Consider the following 12,760-nt stretch of genomic DNA (forward strand, 5'->3'; position numbering starts at 1 on the left):
ACACGCTTGGCCGGCCTGGTATCTGGCACACCAGTACCACTTAAAAAGAATGAATTTGATAATGATTCGTAGTAGTTTCTCGGCGCTTGCCCACCCTACCCTCAGCGCCTTACTCCAGGATCGTCCCGTCGATGCGTCGCACGTTCGTTTCGCTTTGTGTGCTTCATGCTGTCTCCCCGCTTGCCTTTGCCGAGCCTGAACCGCTCAGCGAACCCGCCCAGATCGAACTCCAGGCCCTGAACATCACAGGCAGCGCCGACAGCGAACGTGCCGATGGCCCGGTCGAGGGCTACAAGGCCACCCGCTCGGCCAGCGCCACCCGCACCGACACCGCCCTGCACGAAACCCCGCAATCGGTCAGCGTGGTACCCAAGGATGTACTGGAAGACACCGGCGCCACGCGCCTGCAGGACGGCCTGGACTACGCCGGCGGTGTCGGCCGCGCCAACAACTTCGGCGGCCAGGGCCTGACCACCTTCACCGTGCGCGGCTTCACCACCGGCGAGTTCTACCGCAACGGTTTTCCGATCAACCGCGGCTACCCCAACGCCCCCGATGCCAACACCGTCGAGCGCCTGGAAGTGATCCGTGGCCCGGCCAGCAGCCTGTATGGCCGTGGCGACCCCGGCGGCACCTTCAACGTGGTCAGCAAGCAGCCACTGCCAGAATCCAAGGTCACCCTGGGCAGCCAGTTCGATGACCAGGGCATGCACCGCGCGACCCTGGACGCTACCGGGCCGCTGAACCAGGACGGCTCGCTGGCCTACCGCCTGAACCTGCTGGGCGAAGGCGGCGAAAGCTTCCGCGACGACGTGGAAAGCGAACGCTATGACGTGGCGCCGGTGCTCAGCTGGCAGGTCAACGACAGTACGAAGATCGTCTTCGAGGGTGATTTCATGCGCAACAACCACCCGCTGGACCGTGGCTTGACCCGCTACCCGACCCAGGCCGGCAGCGCTTCACGCGATACCTACATCTGGGAGAAAGGCAGCGACAACCTGCTGCACAATGACAACAACATGGCTCAGGTGCGCTTCGAACACCTGCTCAACGATAACTGGACGCTGGGTGGAGGCTTCCAGTATCTCGATGGCTCGCTTAAAGGCAATGCTGTAGAGGCCACCATTGCCCCAGCAGATGGCCGTACCCTGCAGCGCAACTTCAATTACCGAAAGCTGGAGTGGACCGACCGCGACTGGCAGTTGAACCTCACCGGGCATTTCGATACAGGTGCGTTCAGCCATACCCTGCTGACCGGCGTCGAGTACGAGAACTACCATTACAATTCGATCATTCGCCGTTCCACCGCGCCCTACACGATCGATATTTACAATCCGGTACTAGGCCAGCCGAGGCCGGAGCTGGCAGCGTTACCAACTACCTGGGACAGCGAGAAGCTCGAGACCTGGGCGTATTTCATCCAGGACCAGGTGGCCCTGACGGAGCGCTTGAAGGCACTTGCAGGTGTACGCTTCGAGCGTTTCGAGCATGATTACGACGACAAGCGGCCCGCGAACCGCGACTTCAGCAAAGGCGAGAACGGCGTCACCCCGCGCTTTGGCCTGATCTACGACCTGACCGACTCTGTCGCCGTTTATGCCAACACCGCCCGTTCGTTCAAGCCCAATAGCGGTGCCAGCCTGCAAGGTTCGGGCTTCGACCCGGAGAAAGGCAAGTCGTACGAACTGGGTATGAAATGGGAAGCGCCGGACCGTCAGCTGAGCGTTGACGCGGCGATCTATCACATCGTCAAGGAAAATGTGCTGACACGCGACCCGGCGGACCCCAACTACAACCTTGCCGCTGGCGAAGTACGTAGCCGTGGTCTGGATATCAACATCGCCGGCAATGTCACGCCAGAATGGCGGGTGATCGGTGGCTACGCCTACGTCGACGCTGAAGTGACCAAGGACAACCGCCTGCCCACTGGCACCCGGCTGGCGAACATTCCTAGGAACAGCTTCAGCCTGCTCAACACCTACGAATTCCAGGACGGACTGGCCAAAGGCCTTGGGCTGGGGGTTGGGGTGAAGTACGTCGATGACCGCAATGGCCAGACCGAGGCAGTGACTTACAACATGGACCAGTACACCGTTGTTGACCTGCTGGCCTTTTACAAGGTCAACGACAACATTCGCCTCAACCTGGACCTGAAGAACCTGTTCAACAAGGAATACGACGAGGGAGCATTCAACTTCTACGCCTACCCAGGAGCGCCGCGGACGGTGCAGGCTGGGGTTTCGTATACCTTCTGAATTGCCGGGGCTGCTTCGCAGCCCTTTCGCGACACAAGGCCGCTCCCACAGAAGTTAGGCGCATACCTGTGGGAGCGGCCTTGTGTCGCGATGGGCCGCAAAGCGGCCCCCGGTCTCAGAAGCCTTTGCTGTAGAACAGCGAGTACGACTCGATCCCGTCGTTAGGCTGCTTGAGCCCCGCGTTGGAGTAATGCATCGCGCGGATCCCCACCTTCTGCTCCCCCGGCAATTTCAGGCCAAAGCCGATGCGGTCTTCGAAGTTGACCGCCGAGCCCAGGCGCTGGTCGCCCACATCGGTCTTGGAAAACGCCGCCAGGCCAATGCCCGCCTCGATGTACGGGGTATAGGTAAAACCGCTGAATTCGTAAGTGAACACCGGGCTGAACGACAGCGAGTGCGCGCCACTGGCCTCACCGCCTTCCCAATAGGTATAGGCCGCATCCCAGTATCCGGTCAGATAACCGGCGCTGCTTTCCAGCCATTTCTTGTCCCAGTCAAACGACAGGCCAATACGGTAGGTCATGTCGCCTTGGCCAGTGGCGCCAACGGCGCCGGTCACCTGCGCTGCCTGGGCCAGATTCGCTCCGGCAAAGGCCAGCACTGCAGCAGCCAGCGAAGCTGCTAGACGGGTTTTCATCAACGACTTCTCCTGATGGTCTACACGGCAAGCGGGGGCTTGGGCCCCTCGATCTTATGCGGTGACCGGTTGCATCCAGACCGGTCACACGAAGTAATACTTTTCTGATTATCATCCAGATAATCAGAAAGTTGAAAGCGAGTTGCCACTATTGGCTAATTCCGTCTGCCAGCATCTGCCCTGCCGAACAGCAGGACTCAGTCGTATTCCGCTTCTTCGTGTTCGCCCAGCAGACGCCTTTGCCTGGGTGTGGCCTCCTCCAGCACCTGCGGATTGAAACGCCAGTTCAGGTAGGGCGAAAACTTCTGCGCGACCATGCGCCGACCATAGTGCACTTGCAGCATGTCGCGCTCGCGTGACTGGGTGCAATTGGCCCCACCGCTGTGCCAGACATCACTGCGAAACACCAGCGCGTCCCCTGCCTTGCACAGCACCGGCTGGGCCTCATGGCCCTGCCAGTGTTGCTCGCCAGCCCGCGGTGGCCGCGCCGCACGGTGGCTGCCCGGTACAACCCAGGTCGGCCCGATGTGATGGTCGATATCGCTAAGGTACAGCTGCGCAGTCAGGATCTGCGCGGGCTGGGTGAAGTCGCCACGCTCACTGAGCCAATCGGGCAACTGCATGGGTAGATGGTCCAGGTGCAGGGCCACGCCGGAGTAGCCCGGGTGGCTGCGCCAGGCGGTTTGCCCGATCACATGGCAGTCGGCGCCCAATGCCGCTTCGGCCAGGGCAATCAGCGGCGGCAGGTCGAGAAAGGGCAACCACAACGGGTTGCGGTTGAACACGCACTTGTAGTGTTCCAACAGCCCCTGGTAATCCCAGTGGATGGGCTGCAGGTCATCGATGGCGCAGCGCAATAAGGCGATACGCAAGGGTTCGAGCACACCGGGGAGCAACACATAGCCCCGCTCGTCCAACATCTCCAGCTGAAGGTCCAGGCTCATGGCGATGCGCTCCTTTCAGGCAAGAGCACATCCGTACTCCTGCCCGTTTTTCCATCAACGCCAGTTCAGGCTAACGGTCGTGGGGGCCTTGCCACTCACGGTCACCAACTGTTGCACCGTCTCACCCTGGGCGTTGCCAGTGACTTTGTACTTGCCGGGAGGCAACTGCACGTACAGCAGCGGCCCGGCATCCACAACGCTGAGCACGGACTGGCCCTGTGCATTCTGGATGTCGACGTTGGCACCGCTCTGGAATTCACCTTCCGGGCCGGTGGAGAGCTCTACGTGAAGGTCATAGCCCGGGGTTTTGCGCAGGGCGTTGGCTTCATCCTGGCCGATGCCGCCCTGCAGGTAGCGGATGCCGTTCTGCTCCTGCTGTTGCAGTTGCACGGCCTGCATGTTGATTGGGGCATTGAGGTCGGCGGCGGCGGCCAGGGTCCATGGCAGCGCCAGGGTGATCAGCAGCGCCGCGCCGAGGGCATAGTGATGGTTACGCATGGTACGACCCTCCTTTCGAGGATGGCTTACCTATTATCTGATCCTTCAGGCGTAACGGCGTTCGTGCTGATGCATGGTCGTCGGGATGAAATTTGCGTCAATGGCGTGGGTTTTGCGTTAGAACATCAGCTTGCGCGCCCTTCTTCGAGCAATTTCACGAACATGCTCAAACTGCGCGACACGGTGCCCCGTCGCCACACCAGCCAGGTTTTCAGGTAGCGGAAATCCTCCGACATCGGCCAGGCACTGACGGTGCTGCAACCGGGCATGTTGTCGAGCATGCTGCGCGGCATCATGGCCAGGCCGGCACCGGCGCTGACGCAGGCCAGCATGCCGTGGTACGACTCCATCTCGTGGATCTTGCCCGGCACGGCCTGGTCCTGCACGAACCAGTTCTCGAAGTGGTGGCGGTACGAACAGTTGGCGCGAAAGGCGTAGATGCTTTCGCCATTGACGTCCTGGGCGCGGGTTACCGGGGCGTGGTTGAGCGGCGCGATGACCATCATTTCTTCCTCGAACACCGGCATGCCCTCCAACGTCGGGTGCAGTACCGGCCCGTCGACGAACGCCGCTACCAGGCGGCCAGACAGCACGCCTTCGAGCATGGTCCCGGAAGGCCCGGTGGACAGGTCCAGGTCGACCTTGGGGTAACGCTGGTTGTAGGCCGCCAGCAAGGCCGGGATACGCACCGCCGCCGTGCTTTCCAGCGACCCCAGGGCAAAGGTGCCTTGTGGGTCTTCACCAGCCACGGTCAGTCGCGCCTCGTGCACCAGGTCGAGGATGCGCCGGGTGTACTCGAGGAAGTTCCAGCCTGCGGGGGACAGCCGCAGGCGGCTCTTTTCACGAATGAACAGCTCCACGCCCAGGTCCTCCTCCAGTTGCTTGATGCGCGTGGTCAGGTTCGACGGCACCCGGTGGATATGCTGCGCGGCGGCACTGATGCTGCCCTGCTCTGCCACGGCTTTGAAGATCTCCAGTTGCACCAGGTCCACAGCCTTTCTCCAAACGTGAATGTTTCGCTCATTATTATTCAGTTTTCATTAAAGCCATAGCCCACTAGTCTGGCGTCACGGTTCAACAACAACGAGAGTGTCCCGCCATGAGCGCGATCAGCAGCCTGACCCACGCCATCTCCCTCGACCCGTACAGCGGCGAGCAGATCGGCGCCTACCCGTTCGACACCGACGCCGCACTGGAAGCGGCGCTGCAACGCGCCAAGGTTGGCTACCGCCAGTGGCGCCAGGTGTCGCTGGGTCAGCGCAGCGAGTACCTGCTTGCCTTGGCCAGCACCCTCGAAACCAAGGCCGAAGCCTTCGCGCAAATGATCAGCCACGAAATCGGCAAGCCGATCGCCCAGGCTCGCGGTGAAGTCAGCAAGTGCGTCGGCCTGTGCCGCTGGTACGCCGAACACGGCCCGGCCATGCTCGCCCCCGAACCGACCCAGGTCGAGAAAGCCCGCATCGAATACCGCCCGCTGGGCCCGATCCTGGCCGTGATGCCATGGAACTTCCCGGTCTGGCAGGTACTGCGCGGCGCCGTGCCGGCGATCCTGGCCGGCAACACCTACGTACTCAAGCACGCGCCGAACGTGATGGGCAGCGCCTACCTGCTGGGCGAGCTGTTCAAGGATGCCGGCCTGCCGGAAGGCGTGTTCGAAGTGCTGAACGTGACCCCGGACGGCGTCACCCGCGCCATCAACGACCCGCGCATCGCCGCGGTGACCCTGACCGGTAGCGTGCGCGCCGGCATGGCGATTGGTGCACAAGCCGGCGCCGCGCTGAAGAAGTGCGTGCTGGAGCTGGGCGGTTCCGACCCGTTCATCGTGCTGGCCGATGCCGACCTGGATGCCGCTGTGAAGGCAGCGGTGATCGGCCGCTACCAGAACACCGGCCAGGTCTGCGCTGCGGCCAAGCGCCTGATCGTCGAGGAAAGCATCGTTGACGAATTCACCCGCAAGTTCGTTGAAGCCACCCGCGAGCTGAAGGTCGGCAACCCGCTTGAAGACGGTACCTACATCGGCCCGATGGCCCGTTACGATCTGCGCGACGAGCTGGATGGCCAGGTCCAGGCGACCATCGCCGAAGGCGCCACCCTGCTGCTGGGTGGCCACAAGGTCGATGGCGTGGCCAACTTCTACGCGCCGACTGTGTTCGCCAATGTCACCCCGGAGATGACCGCGTTCAAGCAGGAGCTGTTCGGGCCAGTGGCGGCAATCATCAGCGCACGGGATGCGGAGCATGCGGTGGAACTGGCCAACGACAGCGACTTCGGCCTGGCCTCGACCATCTACACCGCCGACTACGCGCTGGCCGAGCGCATGACCGCGGCGCTGGATACCGGCGGCGTGTTCATCAACGGCTATTGCGCTTCCGACCCCCGCGTGGCGTTTGGTGGGGTGAAGAAGAGCGGCTTCGGGCGTGAGCTGTCGCACTTTGGTGTGCGTGAGTTCACCAATGCCCAGACGGTGTGGCTGGACCGTAACTAATTGGCAATTGGGGCTGCGTTGCAGCCCTTCGCGGGCACGCCCGCTCCCACAGGTTGGTACATGACCTGTGGGAGCGGGCGTGCCCGCGAAGGGCCGCAATGCGGCCCCGAATACTTCAATCGCGAACCTGATCCTTGACCCAGTCCAGCATCCCCCCCGGCACGATCAGTTCATGCCGCGCCCGCGAACAGGCGGTATACAACCCCGCCAGCATCCGCGCCCGCTCATTGCGGTTCCCCGCCACCTGCGGCGCTACCATCAGCTCTGGCGACACCATTACCCGGGCGAACTCCATGTTCTTCACATCCCGCACCCGCCCCAGGAACAGCTTGGGCGCCTTGTCCCAGCGGTAACGGCTCTTGGCCCTGGCGAAGTGCTCCGGCGTGTAGCCCTTGCGTAGCATGTTGGCCACAGCAACGAACGCTTTGTCATCACCCTTGTCCTGCTCCAGCGCCTGCCAGCTGGCATAGCGGAACAGCATCGGGTGACGTGGCCGGGTGCCATGGCGGTACAGTTCGATGCAGTCTTCGACGAACAACTCGAAGTCCTTGCGCGCGCTTTTCAGCAGCACGAACGGCACGCCCTGGTGGGTCAGGCGCTGGAACCAGCCAAACAGGCCCCATTCATCGTCGACGATCAGCGCCGTAGGCTGTTCCGGCACGCTCACCGTATCGAAGAAGCTGACCCGGGTGTAATGCTCGGCGCTGCCACTGAAGGCCGCCTGGATCGCCGCCGGGTGTGCCTGGATCAGCGGGTTGAGCACGCTGTCCATCGCCGGCCCGGCCCGCAGTGAATGGTCGATGTAACGTTGGCGGATAAAGCCGCCATGGTGCGCGCTGAGGCCGTTGAGGTTCTGCAGCTCGTCACCCAGGGCAATGATCGACTGCGGGCTGCGGTCGAGCACGGCAAGCATCGGTGCCGACAGCTCGTGGGCCTCGTCGACAATGACATGGGTGTAGCGGCTGTCGATCACATAACCGGTCAGCGACAGCAGTTTGACCCGGTGGTAGTCGCGCACCGGCAACTGGATTTCCCGTGCCGACGGGCGAATCAGCTCCTGCCAGTACAGCCGTGCCTTTTCCAGCAACACTTCCTGGTCCAGCGGCGTGGTCCCCGGCCCGGCCCAGGGCAGGTGGTGCAACTGCAACTGGGTGTCGGCGCTGTGGCAGAACGTACGCACCGCGCGGATGCACAAGGCAACCACATCGCCTGCGGCGAGCGGGCCGATGTCAGGGATGGCCAGCCAACGCACCACCTGCGCATCCTGCGGGCGCCACGACAGCTTGGTGCGGTACGGGTCGCGCAGGCGCCAGCCGTTGCCGGTGAGGTCGCGGTTGAGCAGCTCGTCGGCCAGCTGGCCAAAGGTCAGCGCGGTGTAGGCGGCCGCGTCCTTGACCCGCGCCTGCAGGGCGCGCAGCTGGCCTTCGGTCAAGGCCAGCAACAGCGTACGCTGCGGCTCGAGCAGGCGGGCGAACTGGTGGATCAGGAAGGTCTTGCCGGTGCCGGCAAAGCCCTGTACCGCCACCGACTCGTCAATACCACTGAGGAATTCGCGCAACAGGCGGTTCTGCTGGTCGCTGAGCATCAGGTCGCTGGCCAGAGACGGCAGGTACACCGGGTGCAGCGGGGTTGCACGCTGGCGGTAGCTGTCGGCGAACTGGAAGTTCCACTGGCCCTCGGCGTCCAGCAGTTCGTCGGCCTGGTACTGCACCTCGGTCGACAGCAGTGCGATACCGTTTTCGCCCAGCATGCCCAGGCCCATGGCGAAGGCTTCGCGATCGAAGTGCTGCGCCACCTGGCCCTGGAAGCGGCCGGGTGCGGCGCTTTCGACTTCGTTGGCAATACGCACGATTTCGGCAAAGCGGCGCTCCTGCGCATCCGCCGAGGCGGTGGCGGGCTGGCGCGGCAGGTTTTGCACGAACAGCACTGCGGCGGCGTCGAGGACGCTGGCGGTGGTGAAGAAGTCGGTGGTGGGCTCGCTGGCGAGGCGGTCGGCCTGGTCGCTGGGCAAAGGCAGGTAGAACATCGGCACCTCGGGTGGAATCAGGGCGGCACGATAGCAATTTTCGCGGTGGAATGCTGGGCTGTGTATGTCTGGGCCTGCCTCTTCGCGGGCTTGCCCGCTCCCACAGGTTCACCTCAGGGGCAGGCATTGTGAGATCCCTGTGGGAGCGGGCGAGCCCGCGAAGAGGCCAGTAGCTACACCACCAAATTCAGCCCCTGCCCCGCTTCAAGGTCTCACTGGGAAACTCCTTGAACAATTGCCGGTAACTCTCTGAAAACCTTCCCAAATGCCAGAACGACCAACGCATCGCCACTTCGGCGACGGTCACGCCACCGCCACGCAACAGATCGCGCCGCGCACCGTTCAGCCGGCGCAGGCGCAGCCAGTGCGCCGGCGTCATACCGGTAAACGCCTTGAACGCCTGCTGCAACTGGCGCAGGGAAACCCCCGCAACATCCGCCAGCTCCACCAGGTTCAGGGTTTCCTCCGGGCAGTCGGCCGCCCACTCGCTCACCCGGCGCATGATCGCCCGTTCCTCGTCACGCCGGCCCAACGCCACGCCCTGCAGGCGCTGGCAGGCGTTGTCGAGGATGTACAGGCAGTCTTCCAGTAGCTGCTCCGCCAGGGCCTGCCCCTGCAGCGGGCAATCGGCCTCGCCCAGGCGGGTCAACGTCGCGCTCAGCCAACTGCCGAACAGCGCGTTCTGCCCGCTGCCCAGCGGCACCATGAACAATCCTTCCAGACGCTGCGGATCAAGCCCATGGCGGGCCAGGAAGGCCTGGTCGAACACCACCGCCACTTCCTGATAGTTCTCCGGCGTGATCCAGATGTTGCGGCTCTGTTCGTTCAGCAGGTACAGGCTGTTCTCGCTGCGGTCGAAGCAGAACGCCAGCGAACCGCCCGGCGCGCGGAAAAACTGCTCTACCCGGGTGTTCAACCGCTCCTCGTACACCTCCACCCCATCCAGCCCCAGGCAACGCAGCTCACCGCTGAAATGCCCGGGCGACATCTGCCGGTACTGCTGCTGCCAGCCAGGGGTGGCACGTACTTGCTCGGTAACGTCGGTGGTGTGGAAAGCCTGGACTTGCAGGGCATTGGCGGTTGTCACGCGCGGTCCTATTTGCACTCTTTTGGTGCATTCATTGCCGGAGAAAGTGGATAGATCAGCCTTGCGGGCTGCGACCAAGATAGTCTCCAGCGCGTCACCTGGGAAGCGGGACGCCTTCGAAACCGTGCAACGGTTTTCGCCGGCACGCTCGCTCCCACACTAAAACCCAACCAAGAGGTCTGTATGAACGCCCCCTTCGATCAGCTGTCCACCTGGCTGAAAGAACACCGGATCACCGAAGTCGAATGCGTGATCAGCGACCTGACCGGCATCGCCCGCGGCAAGATCGCGCCCACCGCCAAGTTTCTCCACGAGCGCGGCATGCGCCTGCCCGAGAGCGTGCTGCTGCAGACGGTCACCGGCGACTACGTTGACGATGACATCTACTACAACCTGCTCGATGCCGCCGACATCGACATGGTCTGCCGCCCCGACCCGGCCGCGGTGTATCAGATTCCGTGGGCGATCGAGCCGACCGCGATCGTGATCCACGACACCTTCGACAAGCAAGGCAACCCCATCGAACTGTCGCCGCGCAACGTGCTGAAGAAGGTACTCAAGCTGTATGCCGACAAGGGCTGGCAGCCGATCGTGGCACCAGAGATGGAGTTCTACCTGACCCAGCGCTGCGAAGACCCGGACTTGCCGCTACAAGTGCCGCTGGGGCGCTCCGGCCGCGCCGAAAGCGGCCGCCAGTCGTTCTCGATCGATGCCGCCAACGAATTCGACCCGCTGTTCGAAGACGTCTACGACTGGTGCGAGATCCAGGGCCTGGACCTGGACACGCTGATCCATGAAGACGGCCCGGCGCAGATGGAGATCAACTTCCGCCATGGCGACGCCCTGGACCTGGCCGACCAGATCACCGTGTTCAAGCGCACCATGCGTGAAGCGGCGCTCAAGCACAACGTGGCCGCCACCTTCATGGCCAAGCCGATCACCGACGAGCCGGGCAGTGCCATGCACCTGCACCAGAGCGTGGTCGACATCGCCACCGGCAAGCCGATCTTCGCCAATGAAGACGGCAGCATGAGCCAGCTGTTCCTGTACCACATCGGCGGTTTGCAGAAGTACATCCCCAAGCTGCTGCCGATGTTCGCGCCCAACGTCAACTCGTTCCGCCGCTTCCTGCCGGACACCTCGGCACCGGTGAACGTCGAGTGGGGTGAAGAAAACCGCACCGCCGGCCTGCGCGTGCCCACCTCCAGCCCCGAGGCGATGCGCGTGGAAAACCGCCTGCCAGGTGCCGATGCCAACCCGTACCTGGCCATCGCCGCCAGCCTGCTGTGCGGCTACCTGGGCATGGTCGAGCGCATCGAGCCCAGCGCACCGGTGCAGGGGCGCGCCTACGAGCGGCGCAACCTGCGCCTGCCGATCACCATCGAGGACGCCCTGCAGCACATGGAGGACTGCGAGACCGTGCAGCAGTACCTGGGCAAGCAGTTCGTCCAGGGCTATGTGGCAGTCAAGCGTGCAGAGCATGAGAACTACAAGCGCGTGATCAGCTCGTGGGAGCGTGAATTCCTGATGCTGAGCGTGTAATCACCTTCCAGGGCATGCACTGGACCTGTAGGAGCAGCCTTGTGCTGCGAAGGGGCCAGTACCGCCACAGTAGATCTTTTGCCCTACCGGCCTCTTCGCAGCACAAGGCTGCTCCTACAAGGTAATGAGTCACCTGTGGGAGCGGCCGCCATACACCGAACGCCAAGAACTAGACCAACGAGGTGTCCCCATGCGTCATCTGCAAGCCCTGATCCCCGCCGCATTCACCCTGCTGTTCGCCACCACCACCCAGGCCACCCCCTCGGTCAGCGTGTACAACTGGACCGACTACATCGGTGACACCACCCTGGCCGACTTCCAGGCCAGCAGCGGGATCAAGGTGGTCTATGACGTGTTCGACTCCAACGAAACCCTGGAAGGCAAGCTGCTGGCCGGGCGCACCGGCTATGACGTGGTGGTGCCATCCAACCACTTCCTCGCACGCCAGGCCCAGGCCGGCGCCTTCCTGCCGCTGGACCGCAGCAAGCTGCCGAACTGGCAGCACCTGGACCCCAAGCTGCTCAAGCAGCTTGAACAGAACGACCCCGGCAACCGGTACGCCGTACCCTACCTGTGGGGCACCAACGGCATCGGCTACAACGTCGACAAGGTCAAGGCGGCCCTGGGTATCGACCATATCGATTCATGGGCAGTGCTGTTCGAGCCCGAGAACCTGAAAAAGCTCAAGCAGTGCGGCGTGGCGTTCATGGATTCGCCCGACGAACTGTTCCCGGCCATGCTCAACTACCTGGGCATGGACCCGCGCAGCGAAAAACCGGCTGACTATGCCAAGGCGGAAGCCCGCCTGCTCGAACTGCGCCCCTACATCACCTACTTCCACTCCTCCAAGTATGTTTCCGACCTGGCCAATGGCGATGTCTGCGTGGCCTTCGGCTACTCCGGCGACGTGTTCCAGGCCGCCAACCGCGCCGTGGAGGCGAAAAACGGCGTGAAAGTCGCCTACAGCATTCCCAGGGAAGGCAGCAACTTGTGGTTCGACCTGCTGGCCATCCCCAAAGACGCCAACAACCCCGAACAGGCCCTGGCGTTCATCAACTACCTGCTCGACCCCAAGGTAATCGCCAAGGTCAGCACCACGGTCGGATATGCCAACGCCAACCCCGATGCCCAGGCCTACATGGACGCGTCGCTGGTCAACAACCCCGAGATCTACCCACCCCAGGACGTGCTGGACAAGCTGTACATTTCCAGCACGCCGAGCCCGAAGATCATGCGCGTCATGACCCGCTCCTGGAGCAAGATCAAGTCCAACCGCTGAGTCGAGA

General features: G+C 63.0%; 10 protein-coding genes. 4 read left to right on the forward strand and 6 right to left on the reverse strand.

What is annotated here, in order from left to right:
• The first annotated feature begins 131 nt into the window (after window positions 1-131).
• The gene (locus A4C63_RS19415; protein ID WP_063914118.1) at window positions 132-2,255 is read left to right on the forward strand and encodes a TonB-dependent siderophore receptor; all 2,124 of its coding nucleotides are present in this window, start codon (window positions 132-134) and stop codon (window positions 2,253-2,255) included.
• 115 nt (window positions 2,256-2,370) lie between these two features.
• Here the strand turns inward: A4C63_RS19415 and A4C63_RS19420 are convergent, their stop codons facing one another.
• From A4C63_RS19420 to A4C63_RS19435, 4 genes are all read right to left on the reverse strand, one after another.
• Window positions 2,371-2,892, reverse strand: a complete 522-nt coding sequence (locus A4C63_RS19420) for an acyloxyacyl hydrolase (RefSeq protein WP_063914119.1) — start codon at window positions 2,890-2,892, stop codon at window positions 2,371-2,373.
• 197 nt (window positions 2,893-3,089) lie between these two features.
• Window positions 3,090-3,836, reverse strand: a complete 747-nt coding sequence (locus A4C63_RS19425) for a phytanoyl-CoA dioxygenase family protein (protein ID WP_063914120.1) — start codon at window positions 3,834-3,836, stop codon at window positions 3,090-3,092.
• Between the two features lie 54 nt (window positions 3,837-3,890).
• Window positions 3,891-4,334, reverse strand: a complete 444-nt coding sequence (locus A4C63_RS19430) for a hypothetical protein (protein ID WP_063914121.1) — start codon at window positions 4,332-4,334, stop codon at window positions 3,891-3,893.
• Window positions 4,335-4,459: 125 nt separating this feature from the next.
• The gene (locus A4C63_RS19435) at window positions 4,460-5,326 is read right to left on the reverse strand and encodes a LysR family transcriptional regulator (protein WP_063914122.1); all 867 of its coding nucleotides are present in this window, start codon (window positions 5,324-5,326) and stop codon (window positions 4,460-4,462) included.
• A gap of 107 nt (window positions 5,327-5,433) precedes the next feature.
• On the opposite strand from A4C63_RS19435, the gene A4C63_RS19440 reads away from it, so the two are divergent.
• The gene (locus tag A4C63_RS19440) at window positions 5,434-6,819 is read left to right on the forward strand and encodes an aldehyde dehydrogenase family protein (RefSeq protein ID WP_063914123.1); all 1,386 of its coding nucleotides are present in this window, start codon (window positions 5,434-5,436) and stop codon (window positions 6,817-6,819) included.
• A 115-nt stretch (window positions 6,820-6,934) separates the two neighbouring features.
• Here the strand turns inward: A4C63_RS19440 and A4C63_RS19445 are convergent, their stop codons facing one another.
• Window positions 6,935-8,845 (reverse strand): AAA family ATPase, encoded by a 1,911-nt coding sequence (locus tag A4C63_RS19445; protein ID WP_063914124.1) that lies wholly within the window; start codon window positions 8,843-8,845, stop codon window positions 6,935-6,937.
• Window positions 8,846-9,032: 187 nt separating this feature from the next.
• Window positions 9,033-9,932 (reverse strand): helix-turn-helix domain-containing protein, encoded by a 900-nt coding sequence (locus A4C63_RS19450; RefSeq protein WP_063914125.1) that lies wholly within the window; start codon window positions 9,930-9,932, stop codon window positions 9,033-9,035.
• Between the two features lie 183 nt (window positions 9,933-10,115).
• Here A4C63_RS19450 and A4C63_RS19455 point away from each other — a divergent pair, with 183 nt between their 5' ends.
• Both A4C63_RS19455 and A4C63_RS19460 read left to right on the forward strand, forming a co-directional pair.
• A complete protein-coding gene (locus tag A4C63_RS19455; protein WP_063914126.1) occupies window positions 10,116-11,474 on the forward strand; it encodes a glutamine synthetase family protein in 1,359 nt (452 codons plus the stop codon).
• Between the two features lie 190 nt (window positions 11,475-11,664).
• Entirely contained in the window at window positions 11,665-12,753 is a 1,089-nt protein-coding gene (locus tag A4C63_RS19460) for a polyamine ABC transporter substrate-binding protein (RefSeq protein ID WP_063914127.1), read from the forward strand.
• The last annotated feature ends 7 nt before the right edge of the window (window positions 12,754-12,760 follow it).

The sequence above is a fragment of the Pseudomonas sp. p21 genome, assembly GCF_001642705.1.
In the GTDB taxonomy this organism is placed as follows: domain Bacteria; phylum Pseudomonadota; class Gammaproteobacteria; order Pseudomonadales; family Pseudomonadaceae; genus Aquipseudomonas.

Bases quoted from the DNA above. Each gene is read 5' to 3' on its own strand.
- A4C63_RS19455 (WP_063914126.1), top strand. From the start codon at position 10,116: ATGAACGCCCCCTTCGATCAGCTGTCCACCTGGCTGAAAGAACACCGG.
- A4C63_RS19415 (WP_063914118.1), top strand. From the start codon at position 132: ATGCGTCGCACGTTCGTTTCGCTTTGTGTGCTTCATGCTGTCTCCCCG.
- A4C63_RS19460 (WP_063914127.1), top strand. From the start codon at position 11,665: ATGCGTCATCTGCAAGCCCTGATCCCCGCCGCATTCACCCTGCTGTTC.
- A4C63_RS19425 (WP_063914120.1), bottom strand. From the start codon at position 3,836: ATGAGCCTGGACCTTCAGCTGGAGATGTTGGACGAGCGGGGCTATGTG.
- A4C63_RS19440 (WP_063914123.1), top strand. From the start codon at position 5,434: ATGAGCGCGATCAGCAGCCTGACCCACGCCATCTCCCTCGACCCGTAC.
- A4C63_RS19420 (WP_063914119.1), bottom strand. From the start codon at position 2,892: ATGAAAACCCGTCTAGCAGCTTCGCTGGCTGCTGCAGTGCTGGCCTTT.
- A4C63_RS19445 (WP_063914124.1), bottom strand. From the start codon at position 8,845: ATGTTCTACCTGCCTTTGCCCAGCGACCAGGCCGACCGCCTCGCCAGC.
- A4C63_RS19430 (WP_063914121.1), bottom strand. From the start codon at position 4,334: ATGCGTAACCATCACTATGCCCTCGGCGCGGCGCTGCTGATCACCCTG.